Below are 22,689 nucleotides of genomic sequence, written 5' to 3'. Positions count from 1 at the left end.
CAGCTCATGGGCACGGAGGAGAAGGGCGCTGCGACGCCTGAGGCGCGGGTGCGGCACGCGGAGCTGAGCACGGAGATCGACGACCACCGGGCGCGGTACTACCTGGCCAGCCCGATCATCTCGGACGCCGAGTTCGACACGCTGATGCATGAGCTGCAGGACCTCGAGGAGAAGTACCCCGAGCTCCGCACTCCGGACTCGCCCACGCAGAAGGTCGGCATCCCGATCTCGACGCTGTTCTCCCCGGTCGAGCACCCGATGCGGATGGAGAGCCTCGCGAACGCGTTCTCCGCCGAGCAGATGGAGGCGTGGGCCAAGCGCCTCGAGCGCGAGGTCACGCTCCAGCAGATCCACGACAGCGGGTTCATCTGCGAGCTCAAGGTCGACGGTCTCGCCCTCGACCTGGTGTACGAGAACGGCAAGCTCGTCACCGGCGCCACCCGCGGCGACGGCCGCACCGGCGAGGACGTCACCCCGAACGTCCGCACCATCAAGAGCATCCCGAACCAGCTGAAGGGCAAGGACCTCCCGTCCTTCCTCGAGGTCCGCGGCGAGGTCTACTTCCGCGTCGAGGACTTCGAAGAGCTGAACGCGCAGCTCGTCGAGGCCGGCAAGGACGTCTTCTCCAACCCGCGCAACAGCGCCGCCGGATCCCTGCGCCAGAAGGACCCGCGGGTCTCGGCGGCCCGGCCGCTGCGCTTCGTCGTGCACGGACTCGGCAAGGTCGAGGGTCACCACATCGGCCGCCTGTCGGAGGCGTACGAGCAGCTGAAGGCGTGGGGCCTGCCGGTCAGCGATCGCGCCCGCCGGGTCGGCACGCTCAAGGAAGTCAACGAGTTCATCGCGTACTACGGCGAGAACCGCCACTCGGTCGACCACGAGATCGACGGTGTCGTGGTGAAGGTCGACGAGGTCGATCTGCAGCGCGCGCTCGGGTCCACCTCGAGCGCGCCGCGCTGGGCGATCGCGTTCAAGTACCCGCCGGAAGAGGTCAACACCAAGCTGATCGAGATCGAGGTGAATGTTGGCCGCACCGGTCGCGTCACCCCGTTCGCGCATATGGAGCCGGTCCGCGTCGCCGGGTCGACCGTGGAGTACGCGACGCTGCACAACGCCAAGGAGGTCGCCCGCAAGGACGTCCGCCCCGGCGACACCGTCGTACTGCGGAAAGCCGGCGACGTGATCCCCGAAGTACTCGGACCGGTCGTGGATCTGCGTCCGAAGGGGCTGCCGGCGTGGGAGATGCCGACGCGATGCCCGTGGTGTGACACGGTGCTGGCGCCGGCCAAGGAGTCCGATGTCGATATCCGCTGCCCGAACTCGCAGTACTGCCAGGGGCAACTGCGCGAGCGGCTCTTCTACCTGGCCGGTCGGTCCGCGTTCGATATCGAGGGCTTGGGGTTCAAGGCGGCCGATGCGTTGATCACCGGCGGCCTGATCGTCAACGAGGCCGACCTGTTCGGGCTGACCGAGGAGAAGCTTGCCGAGAGCGCCTTCTTCACCACGAAGGCCGGTGCCCTCTCGGCGAACGCGCGCAAACTGCTGGCGAACCTCGAAGAGGCCAAGACCAAGCCGCTGTCCCGCGCACTGGTCGCGCTGTCGATCCGGCACGTCGGCCCGACCGCGGCCGCCGCGTTGACCGAGGTATTCGACAACATCGAAGACATCCGTACGGCGAGCGAGCAGCAGCTGGCCGAGATCGAGGGCGTCGGGCCGACGATCGCGCAGGCGATGATCGAGTGGTTCCAGGTGCCGTGGCACCAGGAGATCGTTGACAACTGGCTCGCGGCCGGCGTGGTCATGCGCGAGGAGCGGACCGGGCCCAGCCTTCCGCAGATCCTGAGCGGGCTGTCGGTCGTGGTGACCGGGACCGTCGAGGGGTTCAGCCGGGACGAGGCGACCGAGGCAATCGTCGGGCGCGGCGGGAAGGTCGCGAGCTCGGTGTCGAAGAAGACGTCGTTCGTGGTGGTCGGTGACTCGCCGGGATCGAAGTACGACAAGGCGGTCCAGCTCGGTGTGCCGATCCTGGACGCGGCCGGGTTCGAGGTCCTGCTGGCCGACGGCGCCGAGGCGGCGAGCGCGGTCGCGACCACGGGTTCGCCGGACGCGGGATAACGATTCACAACTGCCTCGTGCGAGGTGGATCCGGCGGCTGCGCTGAGCCGTCGGACTGTTAACTTTGCACGTCGAGACGTGGGTCAGAAGGAGCAGATATGACGACGCCGCCGCAAGGACCATGGGGTCCTGGGCAGCCGGGGGGCCAGCCAGGCGGGCAGCACGGGGGACAGGACGGGCAGGGCGGCCAGCACGGCGGCCAGTCGCCTCAGCAGGGTAACCAGCAGCCGCCGCACGGCGGGCAGCAGCCGCAGCAGCAGGCGGGCTGGGGGCAGCAGCCCCCGCCGCCGCAGGGCGGCGGATGGGGCCAGCGCCCGCCGCAGCAGGGACAGCCCCCGCACCAGGGGTACCCGCCGCAGGGTCAGCCCCCACACGGTCAGCCGCAACAAGGTGGCTGGGGTCCGCAGCCGGGCCAGGGCGGCCAGCAGGGTCAGCCGCCGCAGGGCTGGGGACAGCAGCCCCAGCAGGGCGGCCAGGGTAGTCAGCAGGGTCAGCCGGCGCAGGGCTGGGGACAGCCGCCGCAGGGCGGTCCGTACCAGCAGCAGTCCTGGGGGCAGCGGCCTGGTCAGCAGCAGGGCGGCTGGCAGCAACAGGAGCAGTCGCCGTGGCAGCCCGGTGGTCCAGGTGGTTCGGGCGGCCGCGACAAGGGCCCGTTCGGGATCAGCAAGGACAAGCTGCCGTTCGTGATCGGCGGCGGTGTGGTCGGCATCATCGTGATCGCGCTGCTGGTCTTCCTCGGCATCCACCAGTTCGGTGGTGACGACACCCCGGAGTCGAACCCGACTGCCACGGAGCAGCCGACCGGCGGCCAGTCCAAGGGCGGCGAGAACGGCGAGCTCGGCAACGCGACCGGTCAGGCCAAGAACGCGACCGAGAAGCTGCAGGGCAACGGTTTCGGCTGCAGCGACCTGTTCAACACCGCACAGGGCGCGCACCGCGGCTGCTTCAAGTACGAGGACCGCTCGCAGGCCGAGGCGCTGTTCCAGTTCAAGTCGGACGGCACGATCATCGCGATCCAGTTCCAGTCGGTGAACGAGGACAACAACAACAACGCCGCGGTCGTGTTCGACCAGGTGCTGCAGGCGGTCGGCAACGACACGTTCGGCGGCGACCAGGTGAAGAAGGTCCAGGACGCGGTCAAGCAGGGTCAGAAGTCGGAGAAGATCGACAGCAGCTGGGGCGAGTTCGAGCTGCGCAACGACGGTGACACCTACGAGCTGTCCGGCGCGAAGTCCGGCGAGGAGTCGCTCGACATTCCGGACAAGACCTTCGAGACCACCAAGCCGCAGATGCTCGCGGCGCTGAAGGCGAAGGCCTACGTGTGCACGAGCTCCTGCACCAAGGAGATCGGCAAGTACGGCCAGCAGCGGGTGTACTTCTACGCCAGCGACGGCGAGGGCATCAAGGACATCCAGGTCAGTGCCTCCGGTGACGCCTCGGATGTGAAGAAGGCGCTGCCGACCGCGCTGAACGACGCGTTCGGGGTGCTCAAGGGCGGCGATCTCGGGGCACTGAAGTCGTACATCCAGGCGCACAGTGACGGGAAGTCGTACGCTTCTTATGTGGCCGGTTGGCGGGTCGAGATCCGCGGGAACAGCTCGGACAGCTATTCCTCGCAGCAGGTCGAGATCACGTACGAGTCGTTCTACGTGTAGTTCTTCGGAGGCTGGATGAAGTTCCCCCGGGAGAAGCGGGAGCAGCGGACGGTGGTCGCCCCACCGCCCGAGGCGGGCCGGCGCGTCGACGGCGGCGGGGCCTGGGGCCCCACGCAGTTCGACCTCCCGGATCAGAACGGCAGCAACAGCCAGGCGATCCTGATCGTCGCCCTGGTCGGCGCGGTGGTCCTGCTGATCATCGCGGCGCTCTGGGCATTCGCTTACTTCCAGTTCACCTGACCCCACGCAGAGCGAAGCCCCCGCCAGTTGGCGGGGGCTTCGGCATGTCTGTAGGACTTGTCAGGCGGTGGCGCGGATCGTCACGGCCAGCGAGGCCAGGTAGGACAGGCGCGCTACCTCAGAGCCGAGGAACTCCGGCCCACCGCGACGGCCGATCACCAGGACCCGGCGGTCGGACTCCAGCGGCGCCGCGACCAGCACCGACTCCGCGAGACCCTTGTGGTCCGGAGCTTCCAGCGTGGTCGCCTTCTCCATCGGCAGCCACCGGCCGGCCACATCGCCGAACTCCGGCGTCGCGCTCGTCTCCAGCGCGACCTTGACCTCGCTACCGGTGCCGTCGAGCAGTGCGGCCCAGTCGGCATGCAGTACGGCGGGGGACTGTTCGACGAGGATGTCGATCGCGTCGGCGGGCGCAGACGTCATCTGCTCGACCGCTTCGAGGTCCATGTGCAGGCCGCCGCCGGCGCCGTACCGCGAGAACCAGATGACCTCGACGTCAGGTACGCCGTTGCACGCGGACACCAGCCGGTCGGGCAGCACGCCGGGCGGGAGGTCGACCACGATTTCGTCGACAGCCGTGCCGTTCTCCCGGCGATGCTCGACGATCTCGATCGCGTGGATGTCGGCATTCACCTCGCCGAGGGCAGTTGACACGGTGCCCAGCGAACCGGGCCGGTCGGGGATGATCAAGCGCAGCAAGAACACCGAACGATCATCTCCCAGCCGATCACCAAGCGCGTAACGCCCTGTCGCCGCCCATGTTACAGAGCGGTAGCCACAAACACGCGCGCCCATCTCATCGAGGTCTTGTCCACAGGCCGGGGACGGCGAAATGAACCTGTCATCACCGGCCACTAGGATGGCCGGGCCGGGAGGATTTCGCCCGGAAGTCCTGCGAACCATTGGATAGTTCATGCCATCGATTACCCGCGAAGAGGTTGCGCACCTGGCGCGACTGGCGCGGATCGAGCTCAGCGACGACGAGCTCGACCACCTTGCGCCGCAGCTCGACCAGATCATCGGACTGGTCGGACAGGTCAGCCAGGTGGCGGCGGACGACATCCCGCCGACCTCGCACGCCCTGCCGCTGACCAACGTGATGCGCGCGGACGAGAACGTTCCGTGCCTCACGCCCGAGCAGGCGCTCTCCGGCGCGCCCGCCCAGGAGGAGCAGCGCTTCCGGGTGCCGCGGATCCTGGAGGAGGACTGACATGTCAGATCTCACCAGGAAGACCGCGGCCGAGCTCGCGGAGCTGATGACGTCCGGGCAGGCCAGCTCGGTCGAGGTGACCCAGGCCCATCTGGACCGGATCGCCGCCGTCGACGGTGACGTGCACGCGTTCCTGCACGTGGACACCGAGGGCGCACTGGCGCAGGCGAAGGCGGTCGACACGAAGCGGGCGGCGGGCGAGCAGCTCGCGCCGCTGGCCGGCGTACCGCTGGCGCTGAAGGACGTGCTCACCCAGGAGGGTGTGCCGACCACGGCCGGTTCGAAGATCCTCGAGGGCTGGAAGCCGCCGTACGACTCGACCGTCGTCAAGCGGTTGAAGGCGGCCGGGATCGTGATCCTCGGCAAGACCAACATGGACGAGTTCGCGATGGGCTCCTCCACGGAGAACTCGGCGTACGGCACGACCCACAACCCGTGGGACCTAGGCCGCATCCCGGGCGGTTCCGGCGGCGGTTCGTCCGCGGCCATCTCGGCGTACGAGGCGCCGCTCGCGATCGGCACCGACACCGGCGGCTCGATCCGCCAGCCGGGTGCGTTCACCGGCACGGTCGGCGTCAAGCCGACGTACGGCGGCACCTCGCGGTACGGGCTGATCGCGCTGGCGTCGTCGCTGGACACGCCCGGTCCGTGTGCGCGGACGACGCTCGACGCGGCGCTGCTGCACGAGGCGATCGCCGGGTACGACCCGATGGACTCGACCTCGATCAACCAGCCGGTCCCGGCCGTCGTGGAGGCCGCGCGCAACGGCGATGTCGCCGGTCTGCGGATCGGTGTGGTCAAGGAGCTCGGCGGCGAGGGATACCAGCCGGGTGTCGAGGCGCGCTTCCACGAGGCGGTCGAGCTGCTCACCAAGCTCGGCGCCGAGGTGGTCGAGGTCTCCTGCCCGCACTTCGAGTACGCGTTGCCGGCTTACTACCTGATCCTGCCGAGCGAGGCCTCGTCCAACCTGGCCAAGTTCGACGCGATGCGGTACGGCCTGCGGGTCGGCGACAACGGCGAGAACAGCGCCGAGAAGGTGACGAGCCTGACCCGCGAGGCCGGCTTCGGCGCCGAGGTCAAGCGCCGCATTATCCTGGGCACCCACGCGCTCTCGAGCGGGTACTACGACGCGTACTACGGCCAGGCACAGAAGGTGCGGACGCTGATCGCCCGCGACTTCACCAAGGCCTACGAGCAGGTCGACGTACTGGTCTCGCCGGCGACGCCGACGACCGCGTTCGCGATCGGCGACCGGATCGACGACCCGATCGCCATGTACAAGAACGACCTCTGCACGATCCCGTCCAACCTGGCCGGTAACGCGGCAGCGTCGTTCCCGTGCGGTCTCGCCGACGAGGACGGTATGCCGGTCGGGTTCCACGTGATGGCGCCGGTGATGCGCGACGACCTGTGCTACCAGGTCGGCGCCGCGCTGGAGTCCGCGCTGGCCGAGCAGTGGGGCGGCGTACTGATGACGAAGGCTCCGGAGCTGGAGGTGACCCGATGACCGCTGATGTTCTCGAAATCAATGACGCTTTGACGCAGTACGACCCGGTCATGGGTCTGGAAGTCCACGTCGAGCTGAACACGAAGTCGAAGATGTTCTGCGGCTGCCCGACCGAGTTCGGCGCGCCGCCGAACACGCAGACCTGCCCGGTCTGCCTCGGTCTGCCGGGCGCGCTGCCGGTGGTGAACGCCCGCGGCGTCGAGTCGGCGATCAAGATCGGCCTGGCGCTGAACTGCGAGATCGCCGAGTGGTGCCGGTTCGCCCGGAAGAACTACTTCTACCCGGACATGCCGAAGAACTTCCAGACCTCGCAGTACGACGAGCCGATCGCGTTCAACGGCTGGACCGAGGTCGTCGTCGACGGCGAGACGTACCGGATCGAGATCGAGCGCGCGCACATGGAGGAGGACACCGGCAAGTCCACCCACATCGGTGGCGCGACCGGTCGCATCCACGGCGCCTCACACTCGCTGGTCGACTACAACCGCGCCGGTATCCCGCTGATCGAGATCGTCACGAAGACGATCGAGGTGCCGGGGGAGAAGGCGGCTGCGGTCGCGCGGGCGTACGTGAGCATGCTGCGTGACCTGCTGCTCGCGCTCGACGTGTCCGACGTGCGGATGGACCAGGGCTCGCTGCGCTGCGACGCGAACGTGTCGCTGAAGCCGCGCGGGTCGTCGGTGCTGGGCACGCGGACCGAGACGAAGAACGTGAACTCGTTCCGGTCGGTCGAGCGTGCGGTGACGTACGAGATCACCCGGCAGGCGGCGGTGCTGTCGTCCGGCGGGAAGGTCGTGCAGGAGACGCGGCACTGGCACGAGGACACCGGCATCACGACGTCCGGGCGGGAGAAGTCCGACGCCGAGGACTACCGGTACTTCCCGGAGCCCGACCTGGTGCCGGTCGCGCCGTCGCGTGAGTGGGTCGAGGAGATCCGCGCGACGCTGCCCGAGGCGCCTTCGCTGCGGCGGGTCCGGCTGCAGGAGGAGTGGGGTTTCACCGACCTCGAGATGCGCGACGTCATCAACGGCAACGCGCTCGAGCCGATCGTGGCGACGATCGAGCTCGGGGTGACGCCGGCTGCTGCGAAGAAGTGGTGGCTGGGTGAGCTGGCTCGTTCTGCGAACGAGTCGGGTCAGGACCTGGACGCGCTGGGCGTCGGCCCGGTGCAGGTCGCTGAGGTCCAGAAGTTGGTGGACGAAGGCACGCTGAACGACAAGCTGGCGCGTCAGGTCTTCGAGGGCCTGCTGGCCGGCGAGGGTACGCCGGCGGAGATCATCGAGAAGCGCGGTCTCGCCCTCGTCTCCGACGACTCGGCCCTGCTCGAAGCCATCGACCGAGCCATCGCCGCCAACCCCAACGTCGTCGAAAAGGTCAACTCCGGCAAACCAGCCGCCGCCGGCGCCCTCATCGGCGCCGTCATGAAAGACATGCGAGGCCAGGCAGACGCCGCCAAGGTCCGCCAACTCCTGATCGAAAAGCTGGGCATCTAACACCCGCGTGCGGGGTCGCCGACTCCGGCGACCCCGCACACGCCCACCGGGTCCGACGAGTCCGCACACGCCCACCGGGCGCCCCCCGCACCCGGCGCGGCTCATCACCGACCCCCGCCCCGAGCGCCCCCACGGGGCGCACCACCCCGGCACCTGGTGCGGCTCATCACGCCCACCCCGCTCCGGCGCCCCGAGCGCCCACCGGGCACACACCACCCCACCGCTTGCGCGGCTCAGCACCCACCCCCGCCCCGAGCGGAGCGAGGGGCGGGTGCTTTTTAGGCGGCGTTCTTGTGTTCTGTGGTGGCGTTCGCGATGACTTCGCGTTCGACTCGGCCGTCTTCTACGTCGGCAGCGTCGGCGAGGAGGGTTTGGGCTACGGGTAGGTCGTCGGTGGGGCAGCGGACCTCGTAGCTGGTGGGGAGGGTCTGGGTGATGGTCGCCTCGGGGCGGTTGCGGATGAGGCCGCGGAACAGACCCCAGAGCAGCCCGACGATCACGCCGTACACGAAGCCCCAGACCACGACGGCCAGACCGTTGAGCGTCGTCTCGGCGACCAGCGTGGTGAAGACGGCCGCGAGTACGCCGAGGGCCGCGCCCTTCAGCGCGCCCACGCCCGCGAGCCGTGCGACCGGGACGGTCCGGTGTCTGGTTGCTTGGCGGAGTCCGGCGCCGACCACCTCCAGGCGGGCCGCGTCCATCCCGTAACTTCGCAGGTAATCCACTGTCCGCTGAGCATCCTCGTAGGTGCTCACCGCAGCGATCACACTGCTGGGAACGCCGGGCCCCTGGCCGGTCCGCATACCGATCTCCTCCTCAGGTCGTCTGCTTACTTCACAAGTACCAGACGACCCAAGACTTGAAACGGTTGACGACCTAAGACGTGCCGATAGTCACGCGCAGAATCCGGTCGTCGCCGTCCCGCGGCTGCCCGCGGCCGTCGGTGTTCGACGTCGTCACCCACAACGACCCGTCCGGCGCCACCTCGACCGTACGCAACCGCCCGTACTTGTTGGTGAAGAACGCCTGCGGCTCGCCAATTCGCTTGCCGTCGGCAACTGGTATCGCCCACAGCCGCTCCCCGCGCAGCGACGCCATGAAGATGTGCCCCTGCGCGAACGCGATCCCCGACGGCGACGCGTCGGCCGTGTGCCACTGCGCGATCGGATCGGTCATCCCGTCCAGCTGACTGATCCCCTCCGCGGCCGGCCAGCCGTAGTTCGAGCCGGGGGTGATCACGTTCAGCTCGTCCCAGGTGTTCTGCCCGAACTCCGCGGCGTACAGCTGGTTCCCGTCGAATGCGAGCCCCTGCACGTTCCGATGCCCCTTGGTGATCCACACCCGCCCGTCCGGGTTCCCCGGCGCAGCCTTCCCGTCGGTGGTGATCCGCAGGATCTTGCCGCCGAGCGAGTTGTCGTCCTGCGAGTTCGGCCGGTCCGAGCCGTCCCCGGTCCCGGCGTACAGGAATCCGTCCGGCCCGAACCGCAGCCGCCCGCCGTTGTGGATCGCCGCCTTCGGGATCCCCTCGAGGATCACCTGCTGGTCGGACAGCTTCCCGTCCTGGTACGTGATCCGCGCGATCCGGTTGTCGTCCCCGCCCGAGTAGTACGCGTAGATGTACGGCTTGCCCGGGTACCCCGGATCCACCGCCAGCCCCAGCAGCCCACCCTCGGACGAGGACTTCACGTCATCGACCGTGCCGACCTCCGACACCTGCCCACCGGCGATCCGCTTGACCTTCCCCGAGTCGCGCTCCGCCACCAACGCACTCTTGTCCGGCAGGAACGCCAGCCCCCACGGCACCTCGATCCCGGTCGCCACCGTCGAGGCCACCGTCAACGTCACCGCCGCCGGCCCACCAACCGTGCTCGCACTGCTCGGCGGCGCCGAAGTAGACCCCGAACTGCTCGGAGTCGCCTCCGAGCACCCACTCACCAACGTCAACGCCGCAACCACCACAGCAGCCCGACCGCGCACGCCAATCTCCTCCGTTAGACCTGCCTACTTACTACACCGCAGGTCAACGAATGGTTCAGCTTCCCCAGGTGGGTCGGAGGGGGAAGTGCGAGTTGCCGCGCTCGTCGGGCTTCACCGCGAGGACCTGGTGGAGCTGGATGGTGTTGTGTTCGAAGCCGGCGCGGCTGGCGGCGAGGTAGAGGCCCCAAATCTTGGCGGTGGCGGGGCCGACCTCGGCGACGGCCTCGTCCCAGTGGGCTTCGAGGTTGTCGTTCCAGGCGGCCAGCGTGAGGGCGTAGTGCTCGCGCAGGTTCTCCTCGTGGCGGACCTCGAAGCCCGCGTCCTGGGCCTCGGCGATGATGCGGCCGGAGCCGATCAGCTCGCCGTCGGGGAAGATGTAGCGGTCGATGAACGCGCCGGTGTGGCGGAAGCGGTTGTCCGGCCGGGTGATGCAGTGGTTGAGCAGCCGGCCGCCCGGCTTCAGCCGGTCCAGCAGGAACCCGAAGTACGACGGGTAGTTCCGTACGCCGATGTGCTCGGTCAGGCCGATCGAGCTGACCACGTCGAAGTCCCGCTCGGGTACGTCGCGGTAGTCGAGGTACCGCACCTCGGCCCGGTCCTCCAGCCCGTCTTCCTTGATCTTGGCGGCACCCCACTCCGCCTGCGCCGCCGACAACGTCACGCCGAGCGCCTGTACGCCGTACTCGCGCGCCGCGTGCCGGACCATCCCGCCCCAGCCGCAGCCGACGTCGAGCAGCCGCATCCCCGGCTTCAGGTCGAGCTTCCGCGCGACCAGGTCGTACTTCTCGTACTGCGCCTCTTCCAGCGTCGCGTCAGCCGTCGGGTAGACAGCGCACGTGTACGTCATCGACGGCCCGAGCACCCACTCGTAGAACGTGTTCGACACGTCGTAGTGGTGGTGGATCGCGGACTTGTCCCGCGCCTTCGAGTGCCGCAGCCCCTCGAACGTACGGCGCCACTTCGGCAGATGCTCCTGCGGCGGGGGAGGCGGCGGCTTCAGGTGGCTCCAGCCGAGACCGCGGACGATCCGCAGCGCCTCCGCGGCGGACGGCCGCTGGAAGTGGAAGCTGTCGAGGATCAGCCGCATCAGCTCGTACGGGTTGCCGGGGTGGACGCCGGTGATCTCCAGGTCGCCCATCACGTACGCACGGACCATGCCGAGGTCGCCGGGCGCGGTCAGGATGTACGACAACCCGCGCTCGGTGGCCAGGTGCATGTGGATCTGCGAGTCCTCCGGTCCGGCCGCGCTGCCGTCGTACGCCGTGAAGCGGAACGGGAGCCCGTCGGGGAGCACAGTGGTGAGGGCATCAGCGATCGAAACCTGATGTGCGAGCGTCGTCATCGGCGCGTCACCGCCTTCTCGTAGAGCCCGGTGAGCCGGGCATCCGGGTCGTAGCGTTTCTTCACCTCGGCCAGCGCTGCGACGTTGTAGAGCCGGTCGAAGGTGTCTCGGTCGTAGTAGGCGTCGGAGTACAGCGACTTGTGCCCGCCGAACTCGGTCACGGCCGCCTCGATGCGACGGTTGACATCGCCGTCGGAGGCGCCGGGGGCGATCGGCACGGTGCCCCAGAAGCCGACGTTCACGTACGTCTCGCCGGGCGAGAGTGGATACAAAGGCCAGGCCGCGGACCCCCGGAGCCGCAGCGGGCACAGCCAGACCGGCCGCATACCCACCTCGGCGTCGAACCAGCGCAGGAAGTCCTCCAGCCGCTCGACCGGGATCTCCACATCCTGGACGACCCGCTCACGATCCGGCTGCCCGCGGCGCCGGTTCAGACCTGCCATCCAACCGTGCCGGTTCTCGAAGCCGACGATCTTGTGGAACACGTCGCTCCGCCGCCAGCGTCGAGGCCACAACCGTCGTACGACGGGCTGCTGCGCGCCGAAGGCCGCGGAACACCAGAACCAGTCGGTGTCCCACCGCCACAGGTAGTCGTGCGCGGTGAGGAAGTCCTGCTGCCGCTGCTGGATCGAGCGGTAGAAGATCTGCTGGCCGGTGTAGTCGCTGGTCCGGGTGGCGGCGTCGCTGTTGCGGCCGAACGTCAGGTACGCCTCGGCCGGGCTGAACACGACCCCGTCGACGAAGTGCACCGGCTCGCCGTCGTACGTGCTGGAGGCAACGATCTGGTCGATCGCCGGAGCCAGCTCGTCGAGCCCGAGTCGCACGTGCCGGAGCGCGACGTACGGCGAGATCTTGTCGAGCTCGATCCGCAGCCGGGTCGCGTACCCGAGCGTGCCGTACGAGTTCGGGAACATCCGGAACAGGTCCGTGTGCTCACCGTCCGGGCGCGCGGTGACGAGGTCGCCGGCGCCGGTGAGGATGTCGAGCTCGAGCACCGACTCGTGCGGCAGGCCGGCCCGGAACGACGACGACTCGATGCCGAGCCCGGTCACCGCGCCGCCGAGCGTGATCGTCTTCAGCTGCGGCACGACCATCGGCGTCAGCCCGTACGGCAGGGTCGCCGCGACCAGGTCCTCGTAGGTGCACATGCCCTGGACGTCGGCGGTCCGGGCGGCCGGGTCGACGCTGATCACGCCGGTCAGCTTGGATACGTCCAGGCCGGGCCGGTCGAGCTCGGTTCGCGGCCGGAACAGGTTCGAAGAGCGCTTCGCCAGCCGGACCGGGTCGCCCTGCGGGATGCGCTCGTACGACTCCCGCAGCCGCCCGACGGCCTGATCGTGTGCGAGCGTCGCCGCCAGATCCGATGTCGAAGGCACCGATCCAGAGTACGACGATGCACCGCGTCCGGCACGGGATAGTAGGTTCGTCACATGGCTGACGTGAAGGCTTGGCTGCCCTGGGAGGACCCCGACGATTTCCTCCGCGGCGTGCCCAAGGGCTACGACGTGGATTTCTACGCCGGCGGCGACCGGCCGGCGTCGTTGGACCAGGTCGAGTTCTACGTGCCGAGCTACATGGGCGGCGGCGACGTGCTCGACATCGTCCGCGAGATGCCCGCGCTGAAGGTCGTCCAGCTGCAGACGGCCGGGTTCGAGCACGTCCAGTCGCGGCTCGCCGAGGGCGTGACCTTGTGCAATGCGCGCGGCGTACATGACGCCTCGACGGCGGAGCTCGCGGTCGGGCTGATCCTGGCGTCGTACCGGCGGCTGCCCCGGGCGGTCCGCGACCAGGAGCGGGAGATCTGGCCGGACTCGTACGACGAGGTCGACGACTCGCTCGCAGACCGGACCGTGCTGATCCTCGGGTACGGCGCGATCGGCGAGGCGCTCGAACGGCGGCTGAGCGGATTCGAGTGCGAGGTGATCCGGGTGGCCCGGCGGGAGCGCGACGGCGTACACCCGACGAGTGAGCTGCCGGAGCTGCTGCCGCGCGCGGACGTCGTCGTACTGCTGACGCCGGCGACTCCGGAGACGACGGGGATGGTGGACGCCAAGTTCCTGGCGAGCATGAAGGACGGCGCGCTGCTGGTGAACGTCGCGCGCGGTGTCGTCGTGGACACGGACGCCCTGCTGACCGAGCTCCGCACGCGGCGGATCAGAGCCGCCCTCGATGTGACCGACCCTGAGCCGTTGCCGACCGGACATCCGCTGTGGTCAGCTCCGAACGTACTGATCAATCCGCATCGCGGTGGCGCGTCGACGGCGTTCGCGCCGCGGGTGGCCCGGCTGGTCCGCGCGCAGCTCGAGCGCTACGCATCCGGTGAGCCGCTGATCAACGTCGTGGCAGGTCCGCAACGCTAGGAGGGCAAGAATGTCCGAGGCCGTACTGCTGATCGGGACCAAGAAGGGTCTCTGGATCGGCCGGAGCGACGCCGCCCGCACGGAGTGGCGGCTGGACGGGCCGGTCCCGGAGTTCGAGATGCAGGGTGTGTACGCCGTGGGCATCGACACGCGCGGCGACCAGCCGCGGCTGTTCGTCGGCGGCACCAGCGAGCACTGGGGTCCGGCGGTCTTCCACTCCGACGACCTCGGCGCGACCTGGGCCGAGCCGCCGGAGGGCTCGATCGGGTTCCCGGCCGACGCCGGTGCCTCGCTCGAGCGGGTCTGGCAGATCCAGCCGGCGCCTCCCGGTCAGCCGGGTGTCGTGTACGCCGGGTCGCAGCCGTCCGCGCTGTGGATGTCGACCGACGGGGGAGTGACGTTCGAGCTCGTCCGCGGGCTGTGGGACCACCCGCACCGGACCCAGTGGGACGCCGGCTTCGGCGGGCAGGCTGTCCACACCGTGCTCCCGCACGCGTCCGATCCTGATCGCGTCAGCGTGGCGATGTCGACCGGCGGCGTCTACCAGACCACGGACGGCGGTACGTCGTGGTCGCCGGCGAACCACGGGATCAAGGCGTACTTCATGCCGGATCCCGACCCCGAGTTCGGTCAGTGCGTGCACAAGCTCGCGGGGCATCCCGACGTACCCGAGCGGCTGTTCGCGCAGAACCACCACGGCGTCTACCGCTCCGACGACGGTGGGGAGATCTGGAAGTCGATCGCGGACGGGCTCCCGTCGGACTTCGGCTTCCCGATCGTGGTGCACCCGCACGAGCCCGAGACCGTATACGTATTCCCGCTCGTTGCGGACGGCAACAGGATCCCGACCGAGGCGAAATGCCGCGTCTACCGGTCCCGCGACGCCGGCTCCACCTGGGAGGCCCTCTCCGCCGGGTTGCCCGACGTGTCCTACGTGCCGGTACTGCGGGACGCGCTGACCACCGATGCCGCGAACCCGGCCGGCGTGTACGTCGGCACGCGCGACGGCTGCGTCTACGCGAGCGCCGACGCCGGCGACACCTGGGTCGAGGTCGCCCGCCACCTCCCCGACGTGCTCACGGTGCGCGCCGCGGTGGTCGGATGATCGCAGTCCGCCTGCCCACCGTGCTCCGCCCGTTCGCCGGCGGCGCCGAGCGGGTGGAGGTCGAGGGCACGACGGTCGCCGAGGCGTTCGCGGCCCTGGAGTCGCCGCTGCGCCGCAGGCTCACCGACGAGCAGGGCGGCCTGCGTCGGCACGTGAACATCTATCTCCGCGACGACAACATCCGCGACCTGGACGGCCTCGACACCCCGCTCGCCGACGGCGACGAGCTCCTGGTCCTGCCGAGCGTTGCCGGCGGCTGAGAACCCGCTGTCACCAGGCGATGGCGTTGTGGTGACTGTCGGTGCCGAAGGGTTGTGGGCCTGGCCGGTGCCGATTTACATTCGCCCGAAGGGGCCGACGGCTGGGCCGTCGCCTGGGGGGCGCCCTGGGGGAGGGGCGCCTTATGCACGCATTTCTGGATCGGCTCGGCCGGGGAGCGGCACGCTTTCACTGGTTCGTGATCGCGGGCTGGTTGGTGGTCGTGGTCGGTCTGTTCGTACTGCGGTCCGCGTTCGGCGGGACGTACGTCAACAACTACACGGTCCCGGGCAGTGAATCGTCCGCTGGTTTGAACATCCTGAACAAGGACTTCACCAGCGCCGGCGGGTACTCGGGCTCGATCGTTTTCCACGCCAAGACCGGCACGGTGTCCGAGCACGCCGACGCGGTCAAGTCGTCGATGGAGGCCGTCGGCAAGCTGCCCGACGTCGTCACCGCCATCGATCCGCTGGCGACCTCGCAGACGGCGTACATCTCGAAGGACGGCAGCATCGTCAACGCGCCGGTGTCGTTCTCGGTCGTGCCGGCGTCACTCGACAAGTCGTACGTCGACAAGCTGGACGCGGCCGTCCAGCCGGCCCGGGCCGCCGGGCTCCAGGTCGAGTACGGCGGGGGCACCGGCCAGATCGGGAAGCAGGCGGACGACGGGCCGTCGGAGGCGATCGGTCTCGCGCTCGCGCTGTTGCTGCTGTTCCTGATGTTCCGATCCGTGGTCGCGTCCGGACTGCCGCTGGTGTCGGCGGTCTTCAGCGTCGGCGGCGGGCTGGCGGTCCTCGGGTTGCTCGCGGCCGTCAAGGACTTCCCGGTCTCCGCGCCGACGGTGGCGACCCTGCTCGGGCTGGGTGTCGCGATCGACTACGGCCTGTTCCTGGTGTCGCGGCATCGAGAGCAGTTGGACGACGGCATGGGGGTCGTCGAGTCGGCGGGCCGGGCCGAGTCCACCTCCGGCGCGGCGATCTTGGTTGCCGGGGGCACCGTCGTGATCGCGATCCTCGGGCTGTACGTGTCCGGCGTACCGTTCGTCGGCGCGCTCGGTCTGTCGTCGGCGATCGTGGTCGCGGTCACCGTGCTGGCTGCGCTCACGCTGATCCCGGCGCTGCTCGGCCTGGCGAAGTTCACTGTGCTCAATCGCAAGGACCGGCATCACCTCGCCGAGGAGCGTGAGTTGGAGTCGTCGCTCCCGGACGAGACGGCGATCGCGGAGCACCGCTTGGAGGAACGCGAACGCCGCGATGCCAAGCACGAGCAGAGCGCGTTCGCCCGCTGGGGTCGCAAGGTGAGCGATCGGCCGTGGCCGTACGGCATCGCCGCGACGCTGGTGCTGCTCGTCCTCGCGATCCCGTTGCTGTCGATGAACCTCGGCCAGCTCGACGCCGGCACCGATCCGGCCGCCGATTCGAGCCGGAAGGCGTACGACCTGATCGCGCAAGGGTTCGGCCCCGGCGCCAACGGTCCGCTGACGGTCGTCGTACAACTGCCGTCCTCAGGTGACAAGCAAACCTTGCTGACCGGGCTCTCATCGACCTTGCAGAAGACGCCGGGGGTCGCCGCGGTCCAGCCGCCGAGCACGAACAGCGCTGGTACGACAGCCATCATCAACGTCATCCCGACCACCTCGCCGTCGGCTGCGGAGACCGAGGACCTGGTCAACCGGATCCGCGACGACGTGCTGTCCGGCCAGCAGGAACCGACGTACGTCGTCGGCACCACGGCCGGGTACGTCGACTTCACCGAGAAGGTCGGCAGCCGGATGCCGTGGCTGATCGGGGCGGTCGTGGTGCTCGCGTTCCTGCTGCTCACGGTCGCGTTCCGCTCGTTGCTGATCGGGGTGAAGGCGGCGATTCTGAACCTGCTCTCGGTCGGCGCGGCGTACGGCGTGATCGTGGCGGTCTTCCAGTGGGGCTGGGGATCGTCTCTGGTCGGGATCGACGAGAAGGTGCCGATCCCGTCGTTCGTGCCGATGCTGATGTTCGCGATCGTGTTCGGGCTGTCGATGGACTACGAGGTGTTCCTGCTGTCGCGGGTGCACGAGGCGTGGATCGCGACGAAGGACAGCCATCGCGCGGTGGCGATCGGGATCGGCGCGACGGCCCGGGTGATCACCACCGCGGCCGCGATCATGATCGTGGTCTTCCTGAGCTTCGTGCTGGACGACGACCCGACGGTGAAGATGCTCGCCGTCGGCATGGCGGTCGCGGTACTGATCGACGCCAGCGTGGTCCGGATGATCCTGGTGCCGTCGGTGATGACGCTTCTCGGCGATCGGGCGTGGTGGCTGCCGCGCTGGCTCGACCGCATCGTCCCCGACATCCAACTTGAGGGCGGCCCGCAACCGCCGCCGCAGCCGGCTCGGGAGGTCGAGCACGTGTAACCGGGTACGGTCGGTCGGCATGAGCGATGTGCTTCTGCTGACCGGCCCGTCCGGCTCGGGCAAGACCACCGTGGCACGACTCGTCGCCACCGACGCATCCGGTCCCACGGTGCATCTGACGACCGACGAGTTCTACCGCGCCATCCGCACCGGTTTCGTCGCGCCGTGGCTGGCCGAGGCACAGCACCAGAACGAGGTGGTCGTCGACGCGATCGTCGCGACCGTGGGCGTCTACACGCGCGGCGGGTACGACGTCGTGGTGGACGGGATCATCGGGCCGTGGTTCCTCGGCCCGTTCCGGGCGGCGGCGGCCGAGTGGCGGATGTCGTACGTCGTACTGCGTCCGGACCTGGACACGACGCTACGGCGTGGTCAGGCGCGCGACGGGGTCGAGCTGACCGACGTCGACGCGCTCACCGGGCTGCACGGCGCGTTCGCGGACCTCGGCGAGCTCGAGGCGCACGCGATCGACACGTCGATGCTCGATCCCGCCGCCACGGCCGCCGAGGTCCGCAAAGCTGTTGCCTCCGGCGACTACCTGCTCAGTGCCTGAACAGCCGTACGCCGGTCGCACGCCAGCTGATGCCATACTCCGCGCACGCGGCGGCGACCTCAGCTGAGCGGATCGAACCACCCGGCTCGGCGATGTGCGTCACGCCGTACCGGTGTGCTTCCTCGACGTTGTCGGCGAAGGGGAGTGCGCCATCGGACACCATCGACACGCCGGTGAGTGGCTCGCTCGAACGACGGGACCACCAGAGCGCGGCCTTCTCGCCGGCGAGCCGGGTGCAGTCGACGCGGGACTGCTGACCGGCCCCGACGCCGATGGTCATGCCGTCCTTCACCAGCACGACGGTGTTGGATTGGGTGTACCGGGCAACGATCATCCCGAGCTTCAGATCATCGGAGAGGTCAGCGGGCAACGGCAGGTCGTCGCGCTGCTGCGTGAGGCGCATGCCGTAGATCTCGCGTACTTCCTCGGCCGGCGGTTCGAAGTCGGGGTCCGCCTCGAGGACGAGGTACGTGCCGCGCTTCTTCGCCGCGAGGACCTCGACGACGCCTTCGTCGTACCCGGGCGCGATGATCCCGTCCGACACGACCCGCTTCAACAGAGCCGCCAGCTCCGCGTCGACCGGATGCGAGACCGCCACGAAGTCGCCGTACGACGACTTCGGATCCGCGTCCCGCGCCCGGGTATAGGCCTCGACCACGCTCCCGCCGAGGGCCGCCCCGGCCGGCGACACATGCTTGTACGACGCGGCAGACGGCGTACCGAACGCCTTTGCCGCCTCCCGAACCAGCTGCCACCCGGTCAACGCATCAAGCACGTTGATATACGACGGCGCACCCGCGACAACTGCGAACGGCGCCCGCCCGACCGGCTCCATCACAGCCGACTGATGCGGATTCATCCCATAACGCACGACAACCTCCGAACTCGTTCGGAGGCGCCCAGGCGGACGACGCCTTACTCTTCGCTCCCCGGTGGTAACCCACCCTCGCCAGTCGCGCTGCCCTCAGCCTACGTCCACACACCGGTCCAGTCGTACAGCGGTGCCGTCGTCGCGTACTCGCGGAGATACGCAATACGCCCCTGGCCGAGCCGCGCGACGGTCGCCCCGTCGAACGCGCCGAGCTCGCCCTTCCACGTGCACTCGAAATGCCACTCGGCAACCAGTACGTCGCCGGCCGCGGCCCGCGAGGTGATCTCCCACGCGTCGACGGTCCCGCCCGCGCCGAACCAGGCATCCATCCACTGCTCGACCCGCGGTTTGCCGCGGTAGACCGGCCCGTAGCACTCGATCACGACGCAGTCGTCGGTCAGCGTCTCGAGTACGGCGGCTTTGTCGTGCCGCCGCCATCCGTCGATGTATGCCTCGAGCTGGTCCACGGTCGTCAGCTCCTGGTTGCGTGGAAGATCAATAGCCGCGAGTCCTCGGTCGCCGGCTCCTGTTGCCAGTTGCCGTGGACCATGATGTCGACGAAGCCCGCGGCTGCGAGGTCGGCGGTGATTGCCTCGGGGGAGCGGAAGTACAGGGTGTTCCGGTAGACGGCGTCGTGGCCGTCGGGGAAGACGTTGTGCGCGTCGAACACCACCCGGCCGTCGGCGACCTCGATCAGGTCGAGCCATTCGACGAGGTGTCCGACGGAGGTGTCCCGTTCGCCGTACGTCGCCTCGCGGGTCCACTGCTCCCACGCGCGTGCCGCCGGATTCCGCGACTCGAAGCTGATGACACCGCCGGGCCGGAGCGCATCAGCGAGCGCGGTGAACGCCTCGGCCTGGTTGCCGACATGCATCATCGTGTTACCCGTGCTGATCACGAGGTCGGCATCGTGAGTCGGCTCCACGGCCCGGAAGTCTCCCTCGATCCAGGTGACTGCATCCGCCCCCGGCTGACGGCGCGCGTAGTCGAGCATCGTGGCACTTGGATCCACGCCGATCACCACCCGACCCGGCGCGACGAGCGAACGGGTCAACAGACCCGTGCCGCAACCGAAGTCCACAACCTTGCGGGCATCCGCGGCCAGTGCGCGGTAGTAGGCATGGTCAGCACCGGGTGGATTGTCGAGGTCGTACAACTCCACCAGCTGCTCATCGCCGTACGGATCGTCGGTCACCCGCGAATGCTAGAAGCGGATCCGCCGGACGACAACGAAATAAGAGCCGGTGCGGTCGGCGAGAACCGCACCGGCTCGTCGATGGGATTACTGCGCCGAGACCCAGCCGTAGATGTTCCCGGGCCGGCCGGCGTTCTTCGCGTGCTTCGGATCGAACGGCCCGAGCTTCTGCACCTTGTCGTGCGAGTTGCCTTCGACGGTCGTGATCTTCCCGTTGCCAGTAGCAACTACAACACCGGTGTGCAGACTGGTGCTCGTGTTCTGCGGCCCGGTCCCGTAGAGCACGATGTCGCCGGGCTTCATCCCGCTGTTCCCGGAGTGCGCCCGACCCTTGCGCCGGCCCCAAGTGTAGATGTCACCGGTGAAGCCGTAGTTCGGGATGTCACTTCCGGCCTTGCGCCAGGTCCAGGTGGCGAAATGCGCACACCAGGACTCACAGGCGCCGTACGGATTGCAGTTACTGCCAGGCGGCGTCTCACCCTGCCCAACCTCACCGTTGGCGGCGTTGACGATCTTGGTCCGGGTATCAGCCGCTGCCGCAGTGAGCGACAGCGAGCCCAGCAGGGAAAGGACGACAGCGGACAACAGGAGTCGCAATGTGGGGCGCATCAGCTTGCTCCGTTTCGGATTGGGACAAATCCCCCCAGGCGGCTAGCACAATGAGTATGTAATTGACTAACCACACAAAGCAATCACAGTGTCGTTAAGTTACGAAGGCATAGAGTGAGGCGCATGGTCGATGTGAAGCCTCGTAGCCGGACAGTGACCGATGGGCTGGAGGCGACTGCCAGTCGTGGCATGCTTCGGGCGGTTGGGATGGGGGACGACGACTGGGCCAAACCGCAGGTCGGGGTTGCCTCCAGCTGGAACGAGATCACCCCGTGCAACCTGTCCCTCGACCGGCTCGCCAAGGCCGTCAAGGACGGCGTGCACGCGGCCGGTGGGTATCCGCTGGAGTTCGGCACGATCAGCGTGTCCGACGGGATCTCGATGGGTCACGTCGGCATGCACTACTCCCTCGTCAGCCGGGAGATCATCGCCGACTCGGTCGAGACCGTGATGGAGGCCGAGCGGCTCGACGGCTCGGTGCTGCTGGCCGGTTGTGACAAGTCGCTGCCGGGCATGCTGATGGCGGCCGCGCGCCTCGATCTGGCAAGTGTCTTCCTGTACGCCGGTTCGATCATGCCCGGCCGGCTCGGGGACAAGGACGTCACGATCATCGACGCGTTCGAGGCCGTCGGCGCCTGCGTACGCGGCCTGATCACGCGCGACGAGGTCGACGCGGTCGAACGCGCGATCTGCCCGGGCGAAGGCGCCTGCGGCGGCATGTACACCGCCAACACGATGGCCGCGTCTGCCGAAGCCCTCGGTATGTCGCTGCCGGGCTCAGCCGCTCCGCCTGCCGTCGACCGCCGCCGCGACGGCTACGCGCGGAAGTCCGGCGAGGCTGTGGTCGGTCTGCTGCAGAAGGGCATCACCGCCCGCCAGATCCTCACCAAGGAGGCGTTCGAGAACGCGATCGCCGTGGTGATGGCGCTGGGCGGTTCGACGAATGCGGTCCTCCATCTGCTGGCCATCGCCCGGGAGGCGGAGGTCGAGCTGACCCTGGCCGACTTCAATCGGGTGGGCGAGAAGGTTCCGCATCTCGGTGACCTCAAGCCGTTCGGGCGGTACGTGATGACCGACGTGGACCGCGTCGGCGGGATCCCGGTCGTGATGCGCGCTCTGCTCGACGCGGGTCTACTGCACGGCGACTGCCTGACCGTGACCGGCAAGACGATGGCCGAGAACCTGGCCGACATCGCCCCGCCGGACATCGACGGCACGATCATCCGCGCGCTCGACAAGCCGATCCACCACACCGGCGGCATCACGATCCTGCACGGCTCGCTCGCCCCCGAAGGCGCGGTCGTGAAGAGCGCGGGCTTCGACTCCGACGTGTTCGAGGGGACGGCCCGCGTCTTCGACGGCGAGCGCGCCGCGATGGACGCCGTACCGGATCTCAACCCCGGCGACGTGGTCGTGATCAGGTACGAAGGGCCGAAGGGCGGGCCGGGGATGCGCGAGATGCTCGCGGTCACCGGCGCGATCAAGGGAGCCGGTCTCGGCAAGGACGTGTTGCTGCTGACCGATGGCCGCTTCTCCGGCGGTACGACGGGACTCTGCGTCGGACACGTCGCGCCCGAGGCCGTCGACGGCGGACCGATCGCATTCGTCCGCGACGGCGACCGCATCACGCTCGACGTCGCGAACCGCACCCTCGACCTCCACATCAGCCCGGAAGAACTCGAGGCCCGCAAGCAGGGCTGGACCCCGAAGACGCCGGCGATCACCAAGGGCGTGCTGGGTAAGTACACCCGCCTGGTCCGGTCCGCATCCGAGGGAGCTGTCTGCATCTAGGGACGGCTGTATCAAA

The 22,689-nt window shown here is 68.7% G+C and carries 20 protein-coding genes, 1 pseudogene and 1 riboswitch; of the genes and pseudogenes, 12 read left to right on the top strand and 9 right to left on the bottom strand.

What is annotated here, in order from left to right; translation table 11 throughout:
• The first annotated feature begins 6 nt into the window (after positions 1–6).
• The 3 genes from ligA to FDA38_RS39710 all read left to right on the top strand — a co-directional run bounded on the left by ligA (position 7) and on the right by FDA38_RS39710 (position 4,010).
• Positions 7–2,115 (top strand): NAD-dependent DNA ligase LigA, encoded by a 2,109-nt coding sequence (gene ligA, locus FDA38_RS39720; RefSeq protein WP_137259353.1) that lies wholly within the window; start codon positions 7–9, stop codon positions 2,113–2,115.
• A gap of 98 nt (positions 2,116–2,213) precedes the next feature.
• The gene (locus tag FDA38_RS39715) at positions 2,214–3,770 is read left to right on the top strand and encodes a hypothetical protein (RefSeq protein ID WP_137259352.1); all 1,557 of its coding nucleotides are present in this window, start codon (positions 2,214–2,216) and stop codon (positions 3,768–3,770) included.
• A gap of 15 nt (positions 3,771–3,785) precedes the next feature.
• Positions 3,786–4,010 carry a hypothetical protein gene (locus FDA38_RS39710; RefSeq protein WP_137259351.1) on the top strand — a complete coding sequence of 75 codons (225 nt, stop codon included), beginning with the start codon at positions 3,786–3,788 and terminating at the stop codon, positions 4,008–4,010.
• 60 nt (positions 4,011–4,070) lie between these two features.
• Here the strand turns inward: FDA38_RS39710 and FDA38_RS39705 are convergent, their stop codons facing one another.
• A complete protein-coding gene (locus tag FDA38_RS39705) occupies positions 4,071–4,715 on the bottom strand; it encodes an ACT domain-containing protein (protein WP_137259350.1) in 645 nt (214 codons plus the stop codon).
• A gap of 208 nt (positions 4,716–4,923) precedes the next feature.
• Between FDA38_RS39705 and gatC the strand changes: the two genes are divergently transcribed.
• From gatC to gatB, 3 genes are read left to right on the top strand one after another with little or no spacing between them, the layout of a single operon-like run.
• Entirely contained in the window at positions 4,924–5,220 is a 297-nt protein-coding gene (gene gatC, locus FDA38_RS39700; protein ID WP_130448975.1) for an Asp-tRNA(Asn)/Glu-tRNA(Gln) amidotransferase subunit GatC, read from the top strand.
• Between the two features lies 1 nt (position 5,221).
• Positions 5,222–6,727, top strand: a complete 1,506-nt coding sequence (gene gatA, locus FDA38_RS39695; protein WP_137259349.1) for an Asp-tRNA(Asn)/Glu-tRNA(Gln) amidotransferase subunit GatA — start codon at positions 5,222–5,224, stop codon at positions 6,725–6,727.
• Positions 6,724–8,220, top strand: coding sequence for an Asp-tRNA(Asn)/Glu-tRNA(Gln) amidotransferase subunit GatB (gene gatB / locus FDA38_RS39690; RefSeq protein WP_137259348.1), 1,497 nt, complete (start codon positions 6,724–6,726; stop codon positions 8,218–8,220). Before gatA ends, gatB begins: the two co-directional genes overlap by 4 nt.
• Positions 8,221–8,498: 278 nt before the next feature.
• On the opposite strand, the gene FDA38_RS39685 is transcribed toward gatB, so the two are convergent.
• From FDA38_RS39685 to FDA38_RS39670, 4 genes are all read right to left on the bottom strand, one after another.
• Positions 8,499–9,023 carry a general stress protein gene (locus FDA38_RS39685; protein WP_137259347.1) on the bottom strand — a complete coding sequence of 175 codons (525 nt, stop codon included), beginning with the start codon at positions 9,021–9,023 and terminating at the stop codon, positions 8,499–8,501.
• Between the two features lie 73 nt (positions 9,024–9,096).
• Entirely contained in the window at positions 9,097–10,197 is a 1,101-nt protein-coding gene (locus FDA38_RS39680; RefSeq protein ID WP_233715199.1) for a PQQ-dependent sugar dehydrogenase, read from the bottom strand.
• A gap of 55 nt (positions 10,198–10,252) precedes the next feature.
• Positions 10,253–11,539 carry an SAM-dependent methyltransferase gene (locus FDA38_RS39675; RefSeq protein WP_137259345.1) on the bottom strand — a complete coding sequence of 429 codons (1,287 nt, stop codon included), beginning with the start codon at positions 11,537–11,539 and terminating at the stop codon, positions 10,253–10,255.
• Positions 11,536–12,915 (bottom strand): FAD-binding oxidoreductase, encoded by a 1,380-nt coding sequence (locus FDA38_RS39670; RefSeq protein ID WP_233715198.1) that lies wholly within the window; start codon positions 12,913–12,915, stop codon positions 11,536–11,538. The genes FDA38_RS39675 and FDA38_RS39670 overlap by 4 nt, the downstream gene beginning before the upstream one ends.
• Positions 12,916–12,969: 54 nt before the next feature.
• On the opposite strand from FDA38_RS39670, the gene FDA38_RS39665 reads away from it, so the two are divergent.
• From FDA38_RS39665 to FDA38_RS39645, 5 genes are all read left to right on the top strand, one after another.
• Positions 12,970–13,899 carry a 2-hydroxyacid dehydrogenase gene (locus tag FDA38_RS39665; protein ID WP_137259344.1) on the top strand — a complete coding sequence of 310 codons (930 nt, stop codon included), beginning with the start codon at positions 12,970–12,972 and terminating at the stop codon, positions 13,897–13,899.
• 10 nt (positions 13,900–13,909) lie between these two features.
• Entirely contained in the window at positions 13,910–15,004 is a 1,095-nt protein-coding gene (locus tag FDA38_RS39660) for a WD40/YVTN/BNR-like repeat-containing protein (protein ID WP_137259343.1), read from the top strand.
• Positions 15,001–15,264: a MoaD/ThiS family protein gene (locus FDA38_RS39655; RefSeq protein WP_137259342.1), complete on the top strand. Its 264-nt coding sequence runs from the start codon at positions 15,001–15,003 to the stop codon at positions 15,262–15,264. The genes FDA38_RS39660 and FDA38_RS39655 overlap by 4 nt, the downstream gene beginning before the upstream one ends.
• 143 nt (positions 15,265–15,407) lie before the next feature.
• The gene (locus tag FDA38_RS39650; protein WP_137259341.1) at positions 15,408–17,654 is read left to right on the top strand and encodes an MMPL family transporter; all 2,247 of its coding nucleotides are present in this window, start codon (positions 15,408–15,410) and stop codon (positions 17,652–17,654) included.
• Positions 17,655–17,673: 19 nt separating this feature from the next.
• Positions 17,674–18,207 carry a phosphotransferase-like protein gene (locus FDA38_RS39645; RefSeq protein ID WP_137259340.1) on the top strand — a complete coding sequence of 178 codons (534 nt, stop codon included), beginning with the start codon at positions 17,674–17,676 and terminating at the stop codon, positions 18,205–18,207.
• Here the strand turns inward: FDA38_RS39645 and FDA38_RS39640 are convergent.
• From FDA38_RS39640 to FDA38_RS39625, 4 genes and pseudogenes are all read right to left on the bottom strand, one after another.
• Positions 18,197–19,084, bottom strand: a pseudogene (locus FDA38_RS39640) (5-aminoimidazole-4-carboxamide ribonucleotide transformylase); the annotation flags it as partial. The gene FDA38_RS39645 and the pseudogene FDA38_RS39640 sit on opposite strands and share 11 nt — an antisense overlap.
• A 13-nt stretch (positions 19,085–19,097) precedes the next feature.
• A riboswitch (ZMP/ZTP riboswitch) is annotated at positions 19,098–19,174 on the bottom strand.
• Between the two features lie 2 nt (positions 19,175–19,176).
• Positions 19,177–19,545, bottom strand: a complete 369-nt coding sequence (locus tag FDA38_RS42530) for a nuclear transport factor 2 family protein (protein ID WP_170990022.1) — start codon at positions 19,543–19,545, stop codon at positions 19,177–19,179.
• A gap of 5 nt (positions 19,546–19,550) precedes the next feature.
• On the bottom strand, positions 19,551–20,273 hold the full coding sequence (locus tag FDA38_RS39630) for a class I SAM-dependent methyltransferase (RefSeq protein ID WP_137259337.1): 723 nt from the start codon (positions 20,271–20,273) through the stop codon (positions 19,551–19,553).
• An 87-nt stretch (positions 20,274–20,360) separates the two neighbouring features.
• Positions 20,361–20,882 (bottom strand): CHAP domain-containing protein, encoded by a 522-nt coding sequence (locus tag FDA38_RS39625; RefSeq protein ID WP_137259336.1) that lies wholly within the window; start codon positions 20,880–20,882, stop codon positions 20,361–20,363.
• 123 nt (positions 20,883–21,005) lie between these two features.
• Here FDA38_RS39625 and ilvD point away from each other — a divergent pair, with 123 nt between their 5' ends.
• Entirely contained in the window at positions 21,006–22,673 is a 1,668-nt protein-coding gene (ilvD, locus tag FDA38_RS39620; RefSeq protein WP_137259335.1) for a dihydroxy-acid dehydratase, read from the top strand.
• The last annotated feature ends 16 nt before the right edge of the window (positions 22,674–22,689 follow it).

This window comes from Kribbella jiaozuonensis, from assembly GCF_005233875.1.
Lineage (GTDB): Bacteria > Actinomycetota > Actinomycetes > Propionibacteriales > Kribbellaceae > Kribbella > Kribbella jiaozuonensis.
This window is presented reverse-complemented; position numbering and strand designations above follow the sequence as displayed.